Origin of the sequence: Pseudomonas sp. 273, assembly GCF_029201425.1 — a bacterium.
Taxonomy (GTDB): Bacteria; Pseudomonadota; Gammaproteobacteria; order Pseudomonadales; family Pseudomonadaceae; genus Pseudomonas; species Pseudomonas delhiensis.
Genome location: NZ_CP116775.1, coordinates 1,212,905 through 1,234,612, shown reverse-complemented (window position 1 = coordinate 1,234,612; position 21,708 = coordinate 1,212,905). Strand labels below are relative to the sequence as shown.

At 68.5% G+C, this 21,708-nt stretch carries 17 protein-coding genes and 2 pseudogenes; 11 read left to right on the top strand and 8 right to left on the bottom strand.

Annotated features, from left to right (window positions below; genetic code table 11):
* Nucleotides 1-10 precede the first annotated feature (10 nt).
* Nucleotides 11-889, bottom strand: coding sequence for a 4-hydroxy-tetrahydrodipicolinate synthase (dapA, locus tag PKO50_RS06050; RefSeq protein WP_089393120.1), 879 nt, complete (start codon nucleotides 887-889; stop codon nucleotides 11-13).
* A 171-nt stretch (nucleotides 890-1,060) separates the two neighbouring features.
* On the opposite strand from dapA, the gene PKO50_RS06045 reads away from it, so the two are divergent.
* From PKO50_RS06045 to PKO50_RS06035, 3 genes are all read left to right on the top strand, one after another.
* The gene (locus tag PKO50_RS06045) at nucleotides 1,061-1,618 is read left to right on the top strand and encodes a glycine cleavage system protein R (RefSeq protein WP_058072912.1); all 558 of its coding nucleotides are present in this window, start codon (nucleotides 1,061-1,063) and stop codon (nucleotides 1,616-1,618) included.
* A gap of 27 nt (nucleotides 1,619-1,645) precedes the next feature.
* On the top strand, nucleotides 1,646-2,119 hold the full coding sequence (locus PKO50_RS06040) for a peroxiredoxin (protein ID WP_275629124.1): 474 nt from the start codon (nucleotides 1,646-1,648) through the stop codon (nucleotides 2,117-2,119).
* Nucleotides 2,120-2,235: 116 nt separating this feature from the next.
* The gene (locus PKO50_RS06035; RefSeq protein WP_275629088.1) at nucleotides 2,236-3,567 is read left to right on the top strand and encodes an IS4 family transposase; all 1,332 of its coding nucleotides are present in this window, start codon (nucleotides 2,236-2,238) and stop codon (nucleotides 3,565-3,567) included.
* 32 nt (nucleotides 3,568-3,599) lie between these two features.
* On the opposite strand, the pseudogene PKO50_RS06030 reads toward PKO50_RS06035, so the two are convergent.
* Both PKO50_RS06030 and PKO50_RS06025 read right to left on the bottom strand, forming a co-directional pair.
* Nucleotides 3,600-4,678, bottom strand: a pseudogene (locus tag PKO50_RS06030) (AI-2E family transporter).
* Nucleotides 4,679-4,728: 50 nt separating this feature from the next.
* A complete protein-coding gene (locus tag PKO50_RS06025) occupies nucleotides 4,729-4,980 on the bottom strand; it encodes a sulfurtransferase TusA family protein (RefSeq protein WP_089393123.1) in 252 nt (83 codons plus the stop codon).
* A 203-nt stretch (nucleotides 4,981-5,183) separates the two neighbouring features.
* Between PKO50_RS06025 and PKO50_RS06020 the strand changes: the two genes are divergently transcribed.
* Complete coding sequence (locus tag PKO50_RS06020) at nucleotides 5,184-6,620, top strand: M48 family metalloprotease (RefSeq protein WP_109936544.1); 1,437 nt, start codon at nucleotides 5,184-5,186, stop codon at nucleotides 6,618-6,620.
* A 239-nt stretch (nucleotides 6,621-6,859) separates the two neighbouring features.
* Here PKO50_RS06020 and nadA read toward each other — a convergent pair whose 3' ends face one another.
* Nucleotides 6,860-7,918, bottom strand: a complete 1,059-nt coding sequence (gene nadA / locus PKO50_RS06015; RefSeq protein WP_089393125.1) for a quinolinate synthase NadA — start codon at nucleotides 7,916-7,918, stop codon at nucleotides 6,860-6,862.
* Nucleotides 7,919-8,135: 217 nt separating this feature from the next.
* Between nadA and PKO50_RS06010 the strand changes: the two genes are divergently transcribed.
* From PKO50_RS06010 to PKO50_RS06000, 3 genes are all read left to right on the top strand, one after another.
* On the top strand, nucleotides 8,136-9,290 hold the full coding sequence (locus PKO50_RS06010; protein WP_275629123.1) for an aromatic ring-hydroxylating dioxygenase subunit alpha: 1,155 nt from the start codon (nucleotides 8,136-8,138) through the stop codon (nucleotides 9,288-9,290).
* Nucleotides 9,291-9,301: 11 nt separating this feature from the next.
* The gene (locus PKO50_RS06005; protein ID WP_275629122.1) at nucleotides 9,302-10,963 is read left to right on the top strand and encodes a choline dehydrogenase; all 1,662 of its coding nucleotides are present in this window, start codon (nucleotides 9,302-9,304) and stop codon (nucleotides 10,961-10,963) included.
* A 112-nt stretch (nucleotides 10,964-11,075) separates the two neighbouring features.
* Nucleotides 11,076-12,104 (top strand): GlxA family transcriptional regulator, encoded by a 1,029-nt coding sequence (locus PKO50_RS06000; protein WP_089393128.1) that lies wholly within the window; start codon nucleotides 11,076-11,078, stop codon nucleotides 12,102-12,104.
* On the opposite strand, the gene PKO50_RS05995 is transcribed toward PKO50_RS06000, so the two are convergent.
* A complete protein-coding gene (locus PKO50_RS05995) occupies nucleotides 12,092-12,841 on the bottom strand; it encodes a class II aldolase and adducin N-terminal domain-containing protein (RefSeq protein ID WP_275629121.1) in 750 nt (249 codons plus the stop codon). The genes PKO50_RS06000 and PKO50_RS05995 overlap by 13 nt on opposite strands.
* A 375-nt stretch (nucleotides 12,842-13,216) precedes the next feature.
* Between PKO50_RS05995 and PKO50_RS05990 the strand changes: the two are divergent.
* From PKO50_RS05990 to PKO50_RS05980, 3 genes and pseudogenes are all read left to right on the top strand, one after another.
* Nucleotides 13,217-14,019 (top strand): annotated as a pseudogene (locus PKO50_RS05990) (energy transducer TonB).
* Nucleotides 14,020-14,050: 31 nt separating this feature from the next.
* Nucleotides 14,051-14,767, top strand: coding sequence for a MotA/TolQ/ExbB proton channel family protein (locus tag PKO50_RS05985; protein ID WP_275629120.1), 717 nt, complete (start codon nucleotides 14,051-14,053; stop codon nucleotides 14,765-14,767).
* A 1-nt stretch (nucleotide 14,768) separates the two neighbouring features.
* A complete protein-coding gene (locus PKO50_RS05980; RefSeq protein ID WP_009616955.1) occupies nucleotides 14,769-15,170 on the top strand; it encodes a biopolymer transporter ExbD in 402 nt (133 codons plus the stop codon).
* A gap of 470 nt (nucleotides 15,171-15,640) precedes the next feature.
* Here PKO50_RS05980 and PKO50_RS05975 read toward each other — a convergent pair whose 3' ends face one another.
* The 3 genes from PKO50_RS05975 to PKO50_RS05965 form a co-directional block, all read right to left on the bottom strand.
* On the bottom strand, nucleotides 15,641-17,251 hold the full coding sequence (locus PKO50_RS05975) for an arylsulfatase (RefSeq protein WP_275629119.1): 1,611 nt from the start codon (nucleotides 17,249-17,251) through the stop codon (nucleotides 15,641-15,643).
* Between the two features lie 128 nt (nucleotides 17,252-17,379).
* Nucleotides 17,380-18,207, bottom strand: a complete 828-nt coding sequence (locus PKO50_RS05970) for an ABC transporter ATP-binding protein (RefSeq protein ID WP_089393134.1) — start codon at nucleotides 18,205-18,207, stop codon at nucleotides 17,380-17,382.
* Nucleotides 18,204-19,808: an ABC transporter permease gene (locus PKO50_RS05965; protein ID WP_275629118.1), complete on the bottom strand. Its 1,605-nt coding sequence runs from the start codon at nucleotides 19,806-19,808 to the stop codon at nucleotides 18,204-18,206. The genes PKO50_RS05970 and PKO50_RS05965 overlap by 4 nt, the downstream gene beginning before the upstream one ends.
* A 241-nt stretch (nucleotides 19,809-20,049) precedes the next feature.
* Here PKO50_RS05965 and PKO50_RS05960 point away from each other — a divergent pair, with 241 nt between their 5' ends.
* Nucleotides 20,050-21,111 carry an ABC transporter substrate-binding protein gene (locus tag PKO50_RS05960; RefSeq protein WP_109933588.1) on the top strand — a complete coding sequence of 354 codons (1,062 nt, stop codon included), beginning with the start codon at nucleotides 20,050-20,052 and terminating at the stop codon, nucleotides 21,109-21,111.
* The last annotated feature ends 597 nt before the right edge of the window (nucleotides 21,112-21,708 follow it).

The following is a 21,708-nucleotide window of genomic DNA, read 5'->3' as shown; positions in this document are numbered from 1 at the left end:
GCGATGCTCCTCAGGCCAGCACGCCGGTCTGGCGCATGGCCTGACGCAGCGGCTCGTGGCAACGGGGGCTGAGCCAGGTCAGGGGCAGGCGGATGCCCTCGGGGATCAGGCCCATCTCGTGCAGGGCCCATTTCACCGGAATGGGGTTGGATTCGATGAACAGCGCTTTGTGCAGCGGCATCAGGCGGTCGTTGATGGCGCGCGCGGCGGCGGCGTCACCGCGCATGGCGGCGGCGCACAGCTCGCTCATGGCGCGCGGGGCGACGTTGGCGGTCACCGAGATGTTGCCCTTGCCGCCCATCAGCATCAGCTCGACGGCGGTGGCGTCGTCGCCGGAGTAGACCAGGAAGTCCTTGCCGACGCGGTCCAGCACTTCCTTGCCGCGCTGCAGGTCGCCGGTGGCTTCCTTGATGCCGATGATGTTCGGCACCTTGGACAGGCGCTCGACGGTCTCCGGCAGCATGTCGCAGGCGGTGCGGCCGGGCACGTTGTAGAGGATCTGCGGGATGGCGACGGCTTCGGCGATGTGGCGGAAGTGCTGGTACAGGCCTTCCTGGGTCGGCTTGTTGTAGTACGGGGTGACCAGCAGGCAGGCATCGGCGCCGCCGCTCTTGGCCGCCTCGGTCAGCTCGACCGCCTCGCGGGTGGAGTTGGCGCCGGTACCGGCGATCACCGGGATGCGGCCCTTGACCTGGTCGACCACGCGGCGGATGACCTCGAGGTGCTCGGCCACGTCGAGGGTCGCCGACTCACCGGTGGTGCCGACGGCGACTATGGCGTTGGTACCTTCCTGCAGGTGGAAGTCCACCAGCTTGGCAAGGCTGTCCCAGTCCAGTCGACCCTGAGCATCGAAGGGGGTGACCAGCGCCACCATACTGCCCGCAATCATGCAACCGCTCCTGCCGGAAAAAGAAAGCCGTAATGGTACTGGTGCCACCTGCCTTGCACAAGCTGAGCACGGCGTGCGGCGCACGCCGGACATTCCCCTGGCGGCCGCTTTTCGCTACCCTTTCCCCTTTGTCGACGCGGCCCTCTTGGCCGCCCATCCCAGGAAAGCTGCATGTCCGCCTCACACCCCCGTGAACAATTCCTGCTGATCAGTGCCCTGGGGCCCAACCCCATGGAGCTGACCAGCGTGCTCTGCCGCACCTGCGTGGACAACCGCTGCTCGGTCGTCAGCAGCCGCCTGACCCGCCATGGCGAGTTCAGCGCGCTGGTGCTCCAGGTATCCGGCAGCTGGGACGCCCTGGCCCGCCTCGAGGGCGGCCTGCCGGCGCTGGCCAAGCGCCACGCCTTCACCCTCAGCGTCACCCGCAGCAACGCCCACGTCACCCGCGCCCAGGCCCTGCCCTACGTGGCGTACGTCAGCGCGGTGTACCGCCCGGACATCCTCAACGAGCTGTGCCAGTTCTTCATCGACCACAACATCGAGCTGGAGAACCTCACCTGCGACACCTACCAGGCGCCGCACACCAACACCAGCATGCTCAACGCCACCATCACCGTGACGCTGCCGGCCGGCACCCAGATCAGCTGGCTGCGCGACCAGTTCCTCGATTTCGCCGACGCCCTGAACCTGGACGCGCTGATCGAGCCCTGGCGCCCGCAGCACCCGTAAGGCCCCATTGTTTCCAAGGAGAGCCCCATGGCTGTCGAACTCGACAAACCCGTCGCCGATTTCCAGGCCCCGGCCACCAGCGGCCAGCAGGTGCAGCTCTCGGCCCTGAAGGGCCGGCAGGTGGTGCTGTACTTCTACCCCAAGGACAGCACCCCGGGCTGCACCACCGAAGGCCAGGGCTTCCGCGACAAGATCGAGGCCTTCGCCAAGGCCAACACGGTGATCTTCGGCGTGTCCCGCGACGGCCTGAAGTCCCACGAGAACTTCAAGGCCAAGCAGTGCTTCCCCTTCGAGCTGATCAGCGACAAGGACGAGGCGCTGTGCCAGCTGTTCGATGTGATCAAGCTGAAGAAGCTCTACGGCAAGGAATACCTGGGCGTGGACCGCAGCACCTTCCTGATCGACGCCGAGGGCGTGCTGCGCCGCGAGTGGCGCGGGGTCAAGGTGCCCGGCCACGTCGACGAGGTGCTCGGCGCCGCGCAGGAACTGGCCAAGGCCTGATCCCGACGCCCATGAAAAAGGCCGCTTTCGAGCGTAATGCTGTTCACTTAAGCATTTGAGCCTCAGCGGGGCCTTCCCTGAAAATCCGATGCCAGACTTCTGGCATCGGATTTTTTATGTCTTTCCAACAGCATCTGCTCGACTTGGGCGACCTGTTCAACTTCTCCGATCTGAGTACCTTCACCCAGAACATTCCGGTCGAGTGGGTGGAATCCGCGCTGCACCTTTCCTCGCAGGCCACCATCCGGCGGCGGCGCCTGCCTGCCGATCAGGTGCTCTGGTTGGTACTGGGCATGGCGCTATTCCGCGATGAGCCCGTCCATGAAGTGGCCAGGCGCCTGAATATCTGCGCCCAGGGCCTGGCTTCCGACCACCTGCTGGCGAGAAGTGGTGTCAGCGAGGCCCGCAAGCGGCTCGGCGCCGATCCGGTCGAATGGTTGTTCCGCAAGACCGGCAACCAGTGGGGATGCGAACGCCATGACGGTGATACCTGGCAGGATCTGCGTGTCCTGGCGGTGGATGGCGCGCTCCTGCGCACCCCGGATACCCCCGAGCTGCGCGAGCATTTCGGCTCCGGCAACACCGCCACTGACCGCCAGACGCCGTTTCCCATGATGCGCCTGGTCGCGTTGATGAACGTGCGCTCGCACGTGATTCTGGATGCCCAGTTGGGCCCCTACCGACGCAGCGAAATGCGCCTGGCTGACGAGTTTCTTCAACAGATCCCCGATCACTCGGTGACACTCTTCGACAAGGCCTTCTGGAGTGCCGATTTACTGCTGAGCGTCGCCACTGCAGGCGAGAACCGCCACTGGTTGATTCCTGCTCGCAAGGGTCTGGTCAGCGAAGAACTGGTCCGTTACGGCAAGCAGGACCGCCTGCTGCGCATGAAGGTGTCGGCGCAGGCGCGAAAACGTAACCCGGAACTGCCGACCCACTGGGAGGTGCGCGAAGTTAGCTACGAACGCCAGGGCAAGCTGAAAACCGTGCTGACCTCGTTGCCGGCCGATCGCTACAGCGCCAAGGCCCTTGCCGACCTGTACCAGGAGCGCTGGGAGATTGAACTGGGCTTCCGGGATATCAAGAGCTCCCTGCAGCAGAACGCGGTCACCCTGCGCAGCAAGAAGGTCGAGCTTATCTATCAGGAAGTCTGGGGGTTGCTGCTGAGCTACAACGTCATTCGCCGTGAGGCGAGTCAGGCAGCGGTGGCCTTCGGCCGCTCAGCATCCGAGATACGCTTCAAGCCGGTAGCCCACTACATCGCCGTTCAACTGATCGTGATGGCAGCGGCCAATCCGATTTCTGCTACCGGAAGGCGATTGACGGAGTTGCGGGCCGGGATCGGCGGGCTGTTTCTGGATCGCCGTCCAAGGCCTACCAGGCCAAGGACGGTGAAGATCTCAAAGACTCGCTACCCGGTGAACCGCAAGGCCGCTCCGCTTAAGTGAACAGCATTACGCTTTCGAGCGGCCTTTTTCGTTCACATCATCGGGCTGACCTGGGGCTGCGGCTCCGCCTGTCGCGGCCAGGCGTCGAGCACCGCCTTGACCAGGGTGGCCAGGGGGATGGCGAAGAACACCCCCAGAAGCCCCACAGGCCGCCGAACAGCAGCACCGCGCAGATGATCGCCACCGGGTGCAGGTTCACCGCCTCGGAGAACAGCAGCGGCACCAGTACGTTGCCGTCCAGCGCCTGGATCACCGCGTGGGCGGCCATCAGGTAGATGAACTGGTCGCTCCAGCCCCACTGGAACAGGGCGATCAGCGCCACCGGCACGGTCACCACCACCGCGCCTATGTAGGGCACCACCACCGACAGGCCGACCAGCAGGGCCAGCAGCGCCGCGTAGTTCAGGCCCAGGGCGACGAAGGCCACGTAGGTGACGCCGCCGGTGATGATGATCTCGATCACCTTGCCGCGGATGTAGTTGGCGATCTGCTTGTCCATCTCCGCCCACACCTGCTTCATCAGCCCGCGCTCGCGCGGCAGGTAGCTGCGGAACCAGTTGTAGAAGCGCCGGCGGTCCTTGAGGAAGAAGAACACCAGGATCGGCACCAGCACCAGGTAGATCATCACGTTGACCACCACCGGCAGGCCCGACAGGGAGAAGGTCAGCGCCCACTGGCCGAGCTGGCCCAGTTCGCTGCGCGCGGTCTCGATCAGGCGCAGCACCTGCTCCTCGGTGACCATCGCCGGGTAGCGCTCGGGCAGCATCAGCAGCACCGACTGCCATTCGCCGAACATCCGCGGCAGCTCGTTGAACAGGGTGAACAGCTGCTTCCAGACCAGCGGCACCAGCACCAGCAGGAACAGCGCGAGCATGCCCAGGAACAGCGCGTAGACCAGCCACAGGGCGAACAGCCGCGGCACCCGCAGGCGTTCCAGGTGGCCCTGCAGGCCCTTGATCAGGAAGGCGATGACCATGGCCGCGAGCACCGGCGCGAGCATGCTGCCGAAGGCCAGGATGACGGTGAAGCCAAGGGCCAGGATGACCGCCAGCACCACTGCTTCCTCGTCGGAAAAGTAGCGCTGCATCCAGCCTTGCAGAACTTTGAGCATCGGGGTTCCTGCGATCGATGAGGGCGCCGTCCCGGGCGCCCCGGGGCGGGCTATTTCTTGCGCAACCAGTAGCGGTACAGGCCGTCTTCGACCTCTTCGCGCAGCAACTGGTGCCCGGCCAACTGGGCGAAGGCGCGGAAATCGCGCTGCGAGCCGGCGTCGGTGGCCGTCACCTTGAGCACCTGGCCACTGGCCAGGCGGTTGAGTTCCAGCTTGGCCTTGAGCAGGGGCAAGGGACAATTGAGACCGCTGGCGTCCAGTTCCGCGTCACAAGAGATTTCAGCGGACGAGACAGAAGGCATGGCGAACACTCCGCAGTGGGCGCTCAAGAATACCGAATCCGTTGGAAAACTGCCCGGCCCGCGGCTTTAAGCAAACCTTCATGCGCGCGGGCTACAACGAACCATCGGGCCCGTGCCCGGCCGCGCGGCCAGCGTCCGCCAACCTAGGCAGTGGCGACGGCCTGCGGCTAAAGTAGAGGCTTTCCCGGATCGAGCCCTTGTACATGAAAGTACTGCGCCCCGCCCTGCTGTCGCTTGCCTGCCTGCTGGCCATGCCCACCCTGGCCGACGACCTGCCCGCCCTGGGCGACGCCAGCTCGTCCATCGTCTCGCCGGAGCAGGAGTTCCAGCTCGGCCGCGCCTGGCTGAGCATGCTGCGCAACCAGGTCGACTCGATCAACGACACCCAGCTCAAGGACTTCGTCGAAAGCAGCGTCTACCGCCTGGCGGAAACCAGCGACCTGCAGGACCACCGCCTGGCCTTCATCCTGATCAAGGACCCGCAGATCAACGCCTTCGCCGCCCCCGGCGGCGTCATCGGCGTCAACGGTGGCCTGTTCCTCTACGCCCAGACCGAAGGCGAGTACGCCGCGGTGCTGGCCCACGAACTCGGCCACCTGATCCAGCGCCACTTCGCCCGTGGCCTGGAAGCGCAGAAGCAGATGCAACTGCCGGTGATGGCGGCGATGCTCGCCGGCATCGTGGCCGCCGCGGCGGGCGCCGGGGACGCCGGCATCGCCGCCATCGCCTCGACCCAGGCGGCGGCGATCCAGAACCAGCTGCGCTTCTCCCGGCAGAACGAACAGGAAGCCGACCGCGTCGGGGTGACCAACATGGTCCGCGCCGGCTACGACCCGCGCTCCATGCCGACCATGTTCGAGCGCCTGGCGCGGCAGTACCGCTACGACGCCCGGCCGCCGGAATTCCTCCTCACCCACCCGGTGACCGACTCGCGTATCGCCGACACCCGCAACCGCGCCGAGCAGTACCCGCAAGGCGGCAAGGAAGACTCGCTGCGCTACCAGCAGATGCGCGCCCGCGTGCAGCTGCTCTTCGAGGAAACCCCGGGCATCGCCGGCAAGCGCTTCCGCGCCATGCTCGACGACAACCCCAAGCTCGACGCCGCGCGCTACGGCCTGGCGCTGTCGCAGATCCGCGTCGGCCAGCTCAACGATGCCCGCGCCACCCTCCAGCAACTGCTGGCCAAGGCACCCAACGACGTGCCCTACAACCTGGCCCAGGTCGACCTGGACATCACCTCGAACAAGCTCGGCGACGCCCTCGCCCGGGTGCAGCGCCTGCTCGGCCAGTACCCCGGCAACTACCCGCTGATCCAGGCCCAGGCCGACATCCTGATCAAGCAGAACAAGGCCGCCGACGCCGAGAAGATCCTGCTCAAGCTGAGCCAGGACCGCCCGCTGGACCCGGACGTCTGGAGCCGTCTGGCCGACGCCCGCACCATCGACGGCAACGCCATCGGCGTGCACCAGGCCCGCGCCGAGTACCTGGCGCTGACCGGCGACTACCCCTCGGCCATCGAGCAGCTGGACTTCGCCAAGCGCCGCGCCGGCGGCAACTTCACCCTGGCGGCCAAGCTGGACGCGCGCCAGCAGGCGTTCCGCGAGCAGGAGAAGATCCTCAAGGAAATGATGCGCGGTTAACCGGCCTGGCGGCCGGATCGCGGTCGTAGGAGCGATTGCGGGCTCTTTGTAGGAGCGGACCTTGTCCGCGATAGCCGGACGTCCCGGCGCGATTCGCGGATGAGATCCGCTCCTACGCAACCCCACCCGCGCCATTCCCCTGTAGGAGCGGGCCCTGCCCGCGATTCGCGCGCAGGGCGCGCTCCTACAGTAAAAGAAAAGCCCGGCATCGCCGGGCTTTTTCATGTCCGCTGGAAGGCTCAGGCGTTGCCCGCCACCTTCAGCCTGGCGGCCTGGGTGAACTCCAGCATGCGCTTGAGCGGGCGGATGGCCCGCGGGATCAGCGCCGGGTCGACGAAGATCTCGCCGCTGCCTTCCTTCAGGCAGGCCAGGGTGCGTTCCAGGGTGTTCATGGCCATCCACGGGCAGTGCGCGCAGCTGCGGCAGGCCGCGCCGTTGCCGGCGGTGGGGGCCTCGATGAATTCCTTGTCCGGGCACAGCTGCTGCATCTTGTAGAAGATGCCGCGGTCGGTGGCGACGATGAAGCGCTTGTTCGGCAGGGTCTGCGCGGCCTTGATCAGCTGGCTGGTGGAGCCCACCGCGTCGGCCAGCTCGACCACCGCCTCGGGCGATTCGGGGTGGACCAGGATGGCCGCGTCCGGGTACAGCGCCTTGAGGTCTTCCAGTTGCTTGGCCTTGAACTCCTCGTGGACGATGCAGGCGCCGTCCCAGAGCAGCATGTCGGCGCCGGTCTCGCGCTGGATGTAGCGCCCCAGGTGCTGGTCGGGGGCCCAGAGGATGGGCTCGCCGTTGTCCATCAGGTGCTCGACGATCTCCACCGCGCAGCTGGAGGTCACCACCCAGTCGGCGCGCGCCTTCACCGCCGCCGAGGTGTTGGCGTAGACCACCACGGTGCGTTCCGGGTGCTGGTCGCAGAAGGCCGAGAACTCCTCCACCGGGCAGCCCAGGTCCAGCGAGCAGGTGGCGTCCAGGGTCGGCATCAGCACGCGCTTCTCGGGGTTGAGGATCTTCGCCGTCTCGCCCATGAAGCGCACCCCGGCCACCACCACGGTCTGCGCCGGGTGCTGGTTGCCGAAGCGGGCCATCTCCAGGGAGTCGGAGACGCAACCGCCGGTCTCCTCGGCCAGGGCCTGGATCACCGGGTCGCAATAGTAGTGCGCCACCAGCACGGCGTTCTGCGCCTTCAGCTCGGCGGCGATGGCCGCGCGGTACTCGGCCTCTTCCTGCGCGCTCAGCACACGGGGCTGCTTGGCGGCGAGGTGGGCCTGGACCAGGAGGCGTTCGGATATCTGCGTCATGTCTTCACTGCACCTGCGGGGGTACGACCAGCTATGGGGGCGATTTTACATCGCCGCGAAAGCGAGCGCGCGATCTTGCGGGGAAAGCCGCCGGGAGGCAAGCGCCGGCCGGCTGCGGGAACTTGTCGCATTCCATCAAGAGCCCGCGGTTGGGCTCCCCTAGATTGCTCCTCAACGAGCCCCCATCCCGAGGGGCGGTGCCTGGAGGAAACCAGACATGCAATCCGTCGAGCAGATCAAGCACAGCACCCGCGTCGAAGGCTGGGCCGAGCAGCGCCCGGAGGAAGCCTTCACCCTCCCCTCGCGCTATTTCTTCGACCCAGCCATCTTCGCCGCCGAGCGCGACCGCATCTTCATGAGCGCCTGGCACCTGGCCGGGCACCGCAACGAATTCGCCGAGCCCGGGCAGTTCGTGGTCTGCGACATCTTCGACCAGAGCGTGGTGGTGGCCTGCGGCAACGACGGCAAGGTCAACGCCTTCCACAACGTCTGCCAGCACCGCGGCAACCGCCTGCTGGACGTGCGCCGCGGCGCCGACACCCGGGTGCTGCGCTGCGCCTACCACTCCTGGTGCTACGAGATGGACGGCAGCCTGCGCAGCGCGCCGCGTAGCGAGCGGCTGATCGCCTTCGACAAGCAGCGGTTCAACATCCCGAAACTGCGCGTCGAGGAACTCGGTGGCTTCGTCTACTTCAACTTCGACGCGCAGGCGCCGTCGATGGCCGAGCTGTTCCCCGGCGCCGACCAGGAAATGCGCGAGGTCTTCCCGGACCTTGGCAGGATGCGCCTGATCGAGGAGCAGGACGTGATAGTCCCGGCCAACTGGAAAGTCATCATGGACAACTCCATCGAGGGCTACCACTTCAAGCTCTCCGGGCCCTGCCACATAGATCTGGCCAAACTCATCGACTTCAAGGGCTACCGCTTGACCAAACGCGACAACTGGTGGACCTACATCGCCCCGGCCAACCTCGCCGCCGAGGAGGCCTACGGGGTGAAGCTGACGGGTGCGCGCAACCCCGACGAGCGCTTCTTCAACATCGGCCTGTGGCCGAACAACACCTTCTACACCTTCCCGTTCTCCGAGTTCCTCGGCACCTTCATCATGATCCCGCTGGACGCCGAGCGCTCGCTGCTGCGCTTCGGCTACTACAGCCCCCACGAGGAAGCGCCGGCGGTGTCCCGCGCCTGCATGACATGGATGAACGAGGAACTGGGCCCGGAGGACATCGAGCTCAACGTCAGCGTGCAGAAGGGCCTGCATTCGCTGGGCTACGACCAGGGCCGCTACATGATCGACGCCGAGCGCAGCAACGAGAGCGAGCACCTGGTGCACCACTTCCACAAGCTGGTGTTCGACGGCATCCGCTGAGGAGACAGGCCATGCTCGCCAAGGAGTACGACTACGTCATCGTCGGCGCCGGCTCGGCCGGCTGCGTGCTGGCGCGGCGCCTGGGCACGGACCCGACGCTGCGCATCCTGGTCCTGGAGGCCGGCCCGGCGGACCGCAGCTGGACCATCGACATGCCCTCGGCGGTGGGCATAGTGGTCGGCGGCACCCGCTACAACTGGAGCTACGCCAGCGAGCCGGAGCCCTGGCTCGACGGCCGGCGCATCGGCACCCCGCGCGGGCGCACCCTGGGCGGCTCCTCGTCGATCAACGGCATGGTCTACATCCGTGGCCATGCCCGCGACTACGACGGCTGGGCCGCGCGCGGCTGCGAAGGCTGGAGCTACCGAGAGGTGCTGCCCTACTTCCGCCGCGCGCAGAGCCACCGCGACGGCGCCGACGCCTACCGTGGCGGCGACGGGCCGCTGCACGTCACCCCCGGCGACGTCTCGCCAGCGCTGTGCCGGGCCTTCCTCGAAGCCGGCCAGGAAGCCGGCTACGGCTACAGCGCCGACCTCAACGGCGAGCGCCAGGAAGCCTTCGGCCCGGTGGACCGCACCACCCGCGACGGCAGGCGCTGGAGCACCGCGCGCGGCTACCTGGCCGAAGCCCTGGCCGGCGGCAACGTGACGGTGGCGACCTCGGCGCTGAGCCGGCGCATCCTCTTCGACGGCGACACGGCCTGCGGCGTGGAGTTCGAGATGGACGGCCAGCTGCGGCAGGTCCGCGCGCGCCGCGAGGTGCTGCTGAGCGCCGGGGCGATCAACTCGCCGCAGTTGCTGATGCTCTCCGGCGTCGGTCCGGCCGAGGACCTGCAGCGCCTGGGCATCCGGCCGCTGCACGATCTGCCCGGCGTCGGCCAGCGCCTCAACGACCACCCGGACACCGTGGTGCAGTACCGCTGCAAGCGCCCGGTGAGCATCTACCCCTGGACCCGCGCGCCGGGCAAATGGCTGGTGGGCGCGCGCTGGTTCGCCCGCCACGACGGCCTGGCGGCGAGCAACCACTTCGAGGTGGGCGCGTTCATCCGCTCGCGGGCCGGCGTCGAGCACCCCGACCTGCAGCTGACCTTCATGCCCCTGGCGGTGCAGCCGGGCAGCGTCGACCTGGTGCCCGGCCACGCCTTCCAGGTGCACATCGACCTGATGCGCCCCACCAGCCTGGGCAGCGTCGCGCTCGCCAGCGCCGACCCGCGCCAGGCGCCGCGCATCCTCTTCAACTACCTGAAGACCGCGCGCGACCGCGAGGACATGCGCGCCGGCGCCCGCCTGGTGCGCGAGGTGCTGGCGCAGCCGGCGATGCGCGCCTTCGCCGGCGAGGAACTGGTGCCCGGCGCCGACCAGCTCAGCGATGCCCAACTCGACGCCTGGGCCCGCCGCGTCACGGAAACCGGCTACCACGCCAGCGGCACCTGCAAGATGGGCCCGGCCGGCGACGCCGAGGCGGTGGTCGACCCACAGCTGCGGGTGCACGGCCTGCGCGGCTTGCGGGTGGTGGACGCGTCGATCATGCCGGAGATCGTCAGCGGCAACACCAACGCGCCGACGGTGATGATCGCCGAGAAGGCCAGCGACCTGATCCTCGGCCGCACACCGCTGCCGCCCAGCGACGCGCCGGTATGGCTGCACCCGCGCTGGCGCGACTGCCAGCGCTGACGCGGCCCTTGCCAAACCCGGCCCGCTGCCTTTGCATAGAGGCCGCGGGCCTTTCCCCTCCACGAGGCGCCGGCCGAAGCAGCCGCCGCCCAGCACAGTGCCGGATGCAGCCATGATCACCACAGACCGCGCCAACCAGCCCCAGCGCATCGGCATCCTGCTGATGCCGTGCTTCTCCAGCTTCGGCCTGGCGGCGCTGATCGAACCGCTGTCCATCGCCAACTGGCTGGCCCAGCGCAAGCTGTTCGACTGGACGCTGCTGTCGCTCGACGGCAAGCCGGTGCCGGCCAGCAACGGCCTGCTCGCCGCCGCCCAGCAGGGCATCGGCGAGCCGGGCGAGTTCGACGTCTGCGCGGTGATCGCCAGCTTCGACGTGCACCGCCACGCCCGCGACGCCGCGCTCAAGGCCTGGCTCAAGCGCCAGGCGGCGTTCGGCGCGGTGCTGATGGGCGTCGAGACCGGCAGCGAGCTGCTGGCCGCCGCCGGCGTGCTCGACGGCCACCCCGCCGCGGTGCACTGGGACAACCTGCAGGGCTTCCAGGAAAGCTACCCGCGCGTGCAGGCCCGCGCCCAGCTATACAGCGTCGGCCGCAAGCGCCTGACCTGCGCCGGCGCCACCGCGGTGCTGGACATGATGCTGGGCTGGCTGGAGGGCGCGGCCGGCGCCGGCCTGGCCCGCGAGGTGGCGATGCACATGCTGGTGGAGCGCGTGCGCGAGCCCCAGGTCGGCCAGGTCAGCGGCTTCCAGCACCGCCTGCACGCCCAGGCCGGGCGCCTGGGGCGGGCCATCGCGCTGATGGAGCAGCACCTGGAGGAGCCGCTGAGCTGCGAGGCGCTGGCCAAGCGCGTCGGCCTGTCGCGCCGCCAGCTGGAGCGGCAGTTCATGCAGCACACCGGGCTGACGCCGCTGAAGTACTACCTGGCCCTGCGCCTGGCGCGGGCCCACAACCTGCTGCAGCAGACGCGCATGAGCGTCGCCCAGGTCGCCGCCAGCGCCGGCTTCGGCTCGCTGGAGCACTTCTCCCGCGCCTACCGCGCGCGCTTCGGCTGCGCGCCGAGCAACGACCGCTCGCAGAGCCTGGAGGCGCCGGTCATGCGCCAGCCCCTGGCGCACGACCGGCTGCCCGCTCAGTTGCGGTAGTCCGGCTCCTCCTCGTCGAGGATGCCCTGCAGCGCGGCGAAGTGGCGCAGGGCGAAGTCCGGGTAGTCCTGCCACTGCCGCGCGGTCTTGCGCGCCACTTCGTCGCTGGCGATGCGCAGCGGGCGGCCGGTGGCCAACGCGGTGAGGTAGAGCTCGCAGGCGCGCTCGAAGTAGTACAGGTCGTCGAAGGCCTGGGCCACGCTGGGCGCCGCCACCAGCACGCCGTGGTTGCCCATCAGCAGGATCGGCTTGTCGCCCAGTTGGCGGCTCACCCGCTCGGCCTCGTCGCCCAGGCCCATGCCGTCGAAGCCCTCGTCGATGGCCACGCGCTCGAAGAAGCGCATGGCATTCTGCTCGATGGGCGGCAGCCGCGAGTCCGCCAGGCAGGCCAGCGCGGTGGCGTACTTCGAATGCACGTGGAGGATGCAGCGGGCATGGGGGTGGCGCCAGTGCAGCGCGCCGTGCAGCGCCCAGGCGGTGATGTCCGGGGCGTCGGGGCGCTCCAGCGCCGATGGGTCGTCGGCGTCCAGCACCAGCAGGTCGCGGGCGCGGATGCGCGAGAAGTGCCGGCCGTAGGGGTTGATCAGGAAGCGCCGGCCGTCCTCGGACACGGCCAGGCTGAAGTGGTTGGCGATGGCCTCGTGCAGGCCCAGGCGCGCGGCCCAGCGGAAGGCGCAGGCCAGCTCGGCGCGGGCCGGGGCATGGGCCTCGGGAAAGGCGATGGCTTCGTTGTGCATGGCGGCGGCTCCTCGAAACGGGCGCACCCGGCGGGCGCGCATCCGTTGGCCCCGAGTCTAGGGAGCGGGCCGGCGTCGGCTTGACGCGATGCGACGGCCCCTGTCGCGAAGGCTCTGGAACGGGCCTCGGCGCCCTGCCCTGCGGGCATATTTTTCATGCCGCAAAGGCATGAGGGCATCCGGCGAATCCGCCAAGCCTTAGTGCCACGCCGCCTGCAGCGGTCCGCGCGAATCGCTTATTCCCTAAGGAAATTTAAATAAGGCAAACAATTACTTTAACAGCTAAGGCTCTCCCTCAATCATCCAGTCCGAACCCGGCGCCCCCACGGCGCCGCGCTTTTCCAGGTCGTCGCTAGAAACCCGAGGAGATCGTCCATGGCCAACCCCCAGCCAGCCGTCGCGCAAGACCCGCGCCTGCGCCCTGCGCCCGGTGGCGATAGGGTCGAGCTGGGCCGGCCGCCGCGCCCCCCCTGCAGCTGGTGCGCCACGTGCCGGCGAAGCACAGCGTGCTGGGCCGCCGCGAAGCGCTGCTGCTCGGCCTGCTGGTCCTGACCCTGCATGGCTCCGTGGCCTACTGGCTGGGCCAGCAACCCACGCCCAGGCTGCCCGAGGTGCCGCCGCAGGTACCGCCCATGACCATCGAATTCAGCGCCCCCACCCCGCCGGTGGTGGAGCCGCCGCCGCCCGAGCCAACGCCGCCGGTGGTGGAAGAACCGCCGCCGCCCGTGGTGGACGAGAACGCGGTGAAACCGCCGCCGCCCAAGCCGGTGCCCAAGCCCAAGCCGAAACCGGTGGCCAAGCCCAAACCCAAGCCGGTGGAACAGCCGCCCGCGCCGCCCAAGGCGGAGACCCCGCCGGCACCGCCCGCGCCCCCGGCTCCACCGGCGCCGGCCCCGGTCACCCCGCCCTCGGCCCACGCCGGCTACCTGCACAACCCGGCGCCGGAATACCCGGCCCTGGCGCAGCGCCGCGGCTGGGAAGGCACGGTGCTGCTGCGCGTCCACGTGCTGGCCAGCGGCGGCCCGAGCGAAATCCAGGTGCAGACCTCCAGCGGCCGCGAGGCCCTCGACCAGGCGGCGATCAAGGCCGTGCAGCGCTGGAAGTTCGTACCCGCCAAACGCGGCGACGTGGCCCAGGACGGCTGGGTCAGCGTGCCCATCGACTTCAAACTGAATTGATCTGCGACGAGTTCGCACAGGAGAGAACCCCATGAGTCTGCCCCTCAACCCCGTGGAATCCGTCGAAGGCGCGGTGATCTGGCTACTGGCCGGCTTCTCCGTCCTCACCTGGAGCCTGGCCCTGGTCAAGGGCATCCAGTTCGGCCGCCAGAAATCCCAGGACCGTCGCTTCCAGAAGCAGTTCTGGGGCGCCACCAGCCTCGAATCGGCCGGCGAGCAGTCCGCCGGCCAGCCCGGTGCCGGCGCCCGGGTGGCCCAGGCCGGCTTCGCCGCCATCCAGGTGCCCGACGGCAACCAGCACGACCTGGCCCAGTCGATCAACCACCAGGACCGCCTGGAACGCGCCCTGCGCCAGCAGATCCAGCGCGAGCGCCGCTCCCTGGAATCGGGCCTGGCGGTGCTCGCCTCGATCGGCTCCACCTCGCCCTTCATCGGCCTGTTCGGCACCGTGTGGGGCATCATGGAGGCGCTCAAGGGCATCAGCGCCGCAGGCTCGGCGAGCCTGGAGACCGTGGCCGGCCCCATCGGCTCGGCGCTGATCGCCACCGGCGTGGGCATCGCCGTCGCCGTGCCCGCGGTGCTGGTCTACAACTACTTCCTGCGCCGCCTGAAGCTCACCGCGGCCGACCTCGACGACTTCGCCCACGACTTCTACAGCCTCGCCCAGAAGAGCGCCTTCCGCGTCATCGTCCACCCTGCCGCGGCCAAGAAGCCCAGCGTCGGCAAGAACGTGAAGGAGGCGAGCTGACATGGCCTTCTCGACCCAGGACAGCGACGAGGTTCTCTCCGAGATCAACGTCACTCCGCTGGTGGACGTGATGCTGGTGCTGCTGGTGGTGTTCATCGTCACCGCGCCGCTGCTGACCAACGCCATCCCGATCAACCTGCCCAAGACCGAATCGGTGGCCCCGCCGGAACAGAAGGACCCGCTGGTGGTGAGCATCGACGGCGCCGGCAAGTGGTTCATCAACAAGGATGAAATCCAACCCGAGCTGCTGCAGGGCAGCCTGGAGGCGGCCAAGGCCAAGGAACCGGAGCTGCGCGTGCAGCTGCAGGCCGACGAGGGCGTGAACTACGGCCAGGTGGCCAAGGCCATGGCCTCGATCGAGAAGGCCGGGATCACCAAGCTGTCGGTGATCACGGCGCGCTAAGGCGTTTCATCGCTGTTCTTCGTTGCAATACCCCATCGAAACATCCGTTCTTCCAGGTCGCTTTCTTCAACTCAGGCAGGGGAAAGCGGCCTTTTTTTATCCGCACGAAAAGCCACGGAGCCACCGTTATCCGCCGTTTTCAACGGCCTATCATCGCGGACGGAGTCCGCTCCTACGAGGCTTGCCGTCCTTGTCTTGCAGGCCGCGCCGAGGTGCTCTTCGTAGGAGCGAGCTTGCTCGCGAATGGCGTTTCCCGGCGGCCACGGTGCCTGGGGTTGGCTCCGCCCCTCTCCCCAACCCTCTCCCTGAAGGGAGAGGGGCTGTCCGGCGTGGGCGGAAGGTTCGGTGTCAACCTGTAGGAGCGGACTCCGTCCGCGATTGATCTCACCGGCTGCGCCGGCCTCCCCGCAGCGAAAACAAAAAAGCCCCGGGCATCGCTGCCCGGGGCTTCGCTTTTCGTCGACCGCGGCTCAGCGCACCAGGAACGGCGACGCCCCCTCCACCACGCCGGTCTCGTTGACGTACTGCTTCCAGTGTTCGATCAGCTCGGCCAGCTTGCCCGGCTGGGCCTCGGCCAGGTCGTGGACCTCGCCCGGGTCCTTGGCCAGGTCGTACAGCTGCCAACTGGCCGGGCCCACCGGCGCGGGGATGTACACCGCCTTCCAGTCGCCCTGGCGGATGGCGCGCATGCCGAACAGCTCCCAGCCGGTCACGGTCTTCTCGTCGTGGGCGCGCTCGGTCTCGCCGGACAGCCAGCCCAGCCAGGACTTGCCGCGCGGCTCGGCGACCTCGCGGCCACGCCAGCGCTTGCCGGGGTGGCGCACGCCGGCCAGGTCGAGGAGGGTCGGGGTGATGTCCATGACGGTGGCGAACTGCTCGCTGATCACGCCCTGGCGAGACAGCTGCGGGTAGCGCACGAAGGCCGGCACGCGGATGCCGCCCTCGGTGGTGAAGGCCTTGAACAGCCGCGACGGCGCGGTGGCCGCCTGGGCCCAGCGCGGGCCGTACCAGACGTAGGAGTTGGCGCGGCCGATGTTGTCCAGGCTGTTGTCGTAGTGCTGGTCGAGGAAGCCCAGCAGGTCCGGACCGAATTTCGGGAAGGCCTCCAGCAGCGCACCCTCGGCGCCGTTGTCGGACATGAACAGGACGAAGGTGTTGTCCAGCTCGCCCTGCTGGCGCAGGTAGTCGACCACCCGACCGATGTTCCAGTCCATGCGCTCGACCATGGCCGCGTAGACCTCCATGGCCCGCGCCGACTTCGCCCGCTCCTCGTCGCTCAGCGCCTCCCACTCGCGGCTGATGGCGACCACCGGGTGCGCCTCGACGTCGTGCGCCACCAGGCCCAGTTCCTTGAGCCGGGCCAGGCGCTCCTGGCGCAGCGCCTCGGGGCCGGCGTCGTAGCGCCCGCGGTACTTGTCCACCACCTCCTTGGGCGCCTGCAGCGGCCAGTGCGGCGCGGAGAACGGCAGGTAGGCGAAGAACGGCCGCGCCTGGTCGCGTTGCTTGAGGTACTGCAGCAGCTTGTCGCCGAAGGCATCGGAGGAATAGAAGCCCTCGGGCAACTGGTCGATGAACTGGTCGTCCTCGATGTAGAGCGCCGGCGTGCCCTTGAGGATGCGCGGCGTGCTTTCGTCGTAGGGCGGCTCGTAGCCGTAGTGGTTGGCGGCGCCGGGCAGCAGCGAGAAGGAACGCTCGAAGCCGCGCGCGTGGGGCGCCTGCTCGGCCTTCAGGCCCAGGTGCCACTTGCCGGCCATCAGCGTCTGGTAGCCGGCCTCGCGCAGCAGTTCGGGCAGCGCCACCACGCGGTCGTTGAGGTAGCCCTCGTAGCCGGGCTTGCCCTCCAGCTCCGGGGTCAGCACCTCGGCCATGGTGCCGATGCCGGCGATGTGGTGGTCGGTGCCGGTGAGCAGCATCGAGCGCGTCGGCGAGCAGGTCGGCGCGGTGTGGAAGTCGGTCAGGCGCAGGCCGGCATGGGCCAGGGCGTCGAGGTTGGGCGTGGCGATCTCGCCGCCGAAGGCGCCGATGTCGGAGAAGCCGAGGTCGTCGGCGACTATCACCAGGAAGTTGGGGCGTTTGCTCATGTCGGGACTCGGTCGGTGTTTGGGGTAGGCCTTGTAGGAGCGAGCTTGCTCGCGAACCGCATGGCACTGCGTTTGTTCGCGAGCAAGAACTAGGCGTCCCCCTCGCTCCTACGAAAAGAAGAGACGCCTCAGCAGGCGATGAACTCGAACGGCAGGTTCTCCACCCGCCTAGGCTGCGGCGCGACGTAGTCGCCATCGCCGGTCAGCTCGTGCAGCAGCTCCTCGCGCAGGCGCAGGAAGTCGAAGCCGCCGCGCTCGCGCGGGTGTGCCAGGGGCACCTCGACGATGCGCTTGATGCGCCCCGGGCGCGGCGCCATGACCACCACGCGGTCGGCCAGGAACAGCGCCTCCTCCACGTCGTGGGTCACCAGCAGGGTGGTGATGCGCTCGCGCTCGCGGATGCGCAGCAGTTCCTCCTGCAACTGCTGGCGGGTCAGCGCGTCGAGGGCGCCGAAGGGTTCGTCCAGCAGCAGGATGCGCGGGCTGGCCACCAGCCCGCGGGCGATGGCCACGCGCTGGGCCATGCCGCCGGAAAGCTGGTGCGGGTAGGCGCGGTGGAAGGCCGACAGGCCCACCAGCTCCAGGTAGTCAGCGACCTTGCGCGCCTTGCCGGTCTCGCTCAGCGGCTCGTTGACCAGGCCCAGGGCGACGTTCTGCTCCACCGTCAGCCAGGGGAACAGGCGGTGCTCCTGGAACACGATGCCGCGCTCGCCACCGATGCCGTCGATGGCCTTGTCGCCGATGCGGATCTCGCCGCGATACTCGCGGTCCAGGCCCACCAGCAGGCGCAGCAGGGTGGACTTGCCGCAGCCGCTGGCGCCGACGATGGCGATGAACTCGCCCTCGGCGATGTCCAGGTCGAAGCGCTGGATGGCCTCCAGTTGCCGGCCGTCCACCGGGAAGCTCTTGCCGACCTGGCGGAAGCTCACCAGCGGCGCGGAAGTGAAAGCGTTCATGCGTGTCTCCAGCGCGTGGCGCGCGCTTCGATGCGTTGTCCGAGGGCGCCGAGCAGGGCGCCGGTGAGGCCGACCAGGAGCATCCCGGCGCTGACCAGGTCCATGCGGAACAGCTGCTGGGCGCCGATCATCAGGCTGCCGATACCGCCGTCCGAGGGCATGAAGTACTCGGCGCCGATGGTGCCCAGCCAGGCGTAGATCAGGCCCAGGCGCAGGCCCGCGAAGATCGACGGCGCCGCCCCCGGCAGCACCAGCCGGCGCAGGCGCTGCCAGCTCGACAGGCGCAGCACCCGGGCCGCCTCGCCCAGTTGCGCCGGCAGGCTGGCGATGCCGCGCTGGGTGGCCAGCAGCAGCGGGAAGAAGCTGGCCAGGGCGACGAACACCACCTTGGCCGCCTCGCCCAGGCCGAACCAGGCGGTGAGTAGCGGCACCCAGGCGAAGATCGCCACCTGGCGCAGGGCCGAGAACGACGGGCCGAGCAGGCGCTCCGCCGGGCGCCACAGGCCCAGCGCCAGGCCCAGCAGGAAGCCGGCGCCGCCGCCCAGCAGCAGGCCCAGCAGCGAACGCTTCAGGCTGGCCAGCAGGGCCGTGGGCAGGCTACCGTCGAGCAGGCCCTGCCAGGTGGCCTCGACCACCGCGGCGGGGCTGGCGAGGATCGCCGGGTCGACCCACCGGGCGATGCTCGCCGCCTGCCACAGGCCGAGCAGCGCCAGCGGCAGCAGCCAGGGCTGCAGACGCTGCCAGCCCTGGCCGCGGGCGCCGCGGCGGAACTCGCCGGCAGCCTGTTGCGGCCAGTGCACCAGGCGCCGCTCCAGGGCCTGGATGCCCTGGTCCATGGCCGCGCCCACCAGGCCGACGACGAGGATGCAGACAAATACCACGTCGAGCATGAACAGTTGGCGGCTCTGCACCATCAGGTAGCCGATGCCCTCGCTGGAGGCCAGCAGCTCCACCGCCAGCAGCGAGGTCCAGCCCTGGGCCAGGGCCAGGCGCACGCCGGTGAGGAAGGCCGGCAGCGCCGCCGGCAGCAGCAGCCGGCGCACCAGCAGCGGCGTCGGCAGGCGCAGCACGGCGGCGGCCTCGCGCAGCTTGGGCTGGGCATCGCGCACGCCGACCAGGGTGTGCAGCGCCACCGGGACTATCACCGCCTTGACCAGCACCACCAGCTTGAGCAGTTCGCCGATGCCGAAGAACAGCATGAACAGCGGAATCCAGGCGAGCGTGGGAACCTGCGCCAGGGCCAGGAAGGTCGGCAGCACGAAGCGCTCGGCGCTGCGGCTGAAACCCAGCCAGGCACCCAGCGCCGCGCCGCTGGCGATGCCGGCGAGCAGGCCCCAGAACAGCCGCTGCAGGCTGATCCACAGTTGCTGCCAGAGCTCGCCGGCGAACAGCTCGCGGGCGCTCTGCCAGACCAGCGTCGGCGCCGGCAGTATCTGCGCGGACATCCAGTGCTGGGCGGCGGCCAGCCACCAGAGGACGAACAGCGCCAGCGGCAACAGCCAGGGCAGCAGGCGCGGGGCGAGGCGCGCCAGACGCTGCGAGGCGACGGCGCTTGAGGGGCTGGGCACAGGCAAGGCGAGCGCCTTAGAAATATTCTTCATTGGAATATGAAAAAATCTATCAATGCATTTATGAGCTAAGAAGTCCCATTTAAGGGAAGCCTCCCCGGTGCGGCCAATGCATTCGACGAATATTTTTTATGCCTTGCGCGCATTCGCCCGGCAGCGCGGATGGCGGCTGACTTATCTCTTTAAATTATTAAAAAATGAATTTTTATTATTTTATTAATCGGCCGCGACCTGCCTTAGTGCCCCTCCCATTCCCCCGCAGGAGGCAGGCGCCATGAAGGCCCTCACCCACCAGTTGCTGTCGCTCTTCGCCGCCCCGGTGCTCGCCGGGCTGCTCGGCGCCTACGCCCCGTTCACCAGCGCCGCCGAGGCGCCGAAGGAAATCCGCATCGCCGTGCCCGACGTGGGCGCCGGGCAGAACCATTCCGGTGGCGGCATCGTCGACGTGCTCTATACCCGCAAGCTGCTGGAGAAGGAGTTCGCCAACGACGGCATCGAGATCAAGTGGACCTACTTCAAGGGCGCAGGCCCGGTGATCAACGAGGCCTTCGCCAACGGCCAGGTGGACTTCGCCTACCTCGGCGACCTGGCCGCCATCATCGGCAAGGCCAGCGGCCTGGACACCCGCCTGCTGGCCGCCACCGGGCGCGGCGTCAACCACTACCTGGGCGTGCAGCCGGGCTCGGGGATCAAGACCCTGGCCGACCTCAAGGGCAAGCGCGTCGGTCTCTTCCGCGGCACCGCCAGCCAGCTGTCGTTCGACAACGCCCTGGCCAGCGTCGGGTTGGGCGAGAAGGACCTGAAGGTCATCAGCCTGGACTTCAACGCATCGCTGGCCGCCCTGGCGGCCAAGCAGATCGACGCCACCTGGGGCCTGGCCGGCCTCTTCGCCCTGCGCGAGAAAGGCCTGGCGGAAATCCCCCTGAGCACCCGCGACCTCGGCGGCGCCGGCACCCTGCAGGCGGTGCTGGTAGGCAATGGCGCCTTCGTCGACGCCCACCCGGAGATCACCCAGCGCCTGCTCAAGGTGGAACTGCAGGCCCTGGCCTGGGCCGGTGCCGAAGCCAACCACGCGGCCTTCATCGACCTGGTGTCGAACCAGGCCGGCTACCCGCCGATCATCCTGCAGACCGAATACAAGGACCGCCCGCTGGCCGACGCCCTGTCGCCGCAGCTGGACGCCGGCTTCCTCGGCCAGCTCGACGCCTCGATCCAGGCCGCCAAGCAGTACGGCCTGATCCGCCGCGACTTCAAAGCCGCCGACTGGGCCAAGCCGGACTACCTGGCAGCCGCCGCCAAGCTGGCTGCGGCACAGCCGGTGGCGCAGGTGCAGTGATCCAGGTGCCGCCGGGTAGCCCTGGGCAGCCTGCAACCATGCCCGACCGTAGGGCGTATAACCGTTCGCGGTTATCCACCGTTGGCCGTGCCGCCGAGGCGTCCGGCGTGGCCGGTGAATCCAATCGCGGACGGAGTCCGCTCCTACGACAGTGCTTCCTGGAACCGTAGGAGCGGACTCTGTCCGCGATTTGGCGGATAACGCCATAGGCGTTATGCGCCCTACGGGGAGCCCGGGAGCTTCGTGATTCCACTTCACGCCGAACGGTCCCCTCTCCCGCTTGCGGGGGAGGGTTAGGGAGGGGGAGCGGAGCCAGGGTTCGCGAGCAAGCTCGCTCCTACGAAGAGCACGCCGGCTCTTGCTCTGGTTTTTGGATTTCCAGAGAAACAACCGAGCGCACCGGAACGCCCCTTCAGAAGGCCGAGCGAAACCGGCGCTCAGGAGGTCATGCGACATGGATGTCGCTAGAGCCCCGATCAGTACAGGGACGTGCTGTCGGGGCGGGCCTCCGTGGCGGGGGAATTCGCAAGGGTAGCCCGGCTTCATCGGGCCCGTATGTCGGGGCAAGCCTTTTTGGTTACTTTTGTGGCGTTTGAC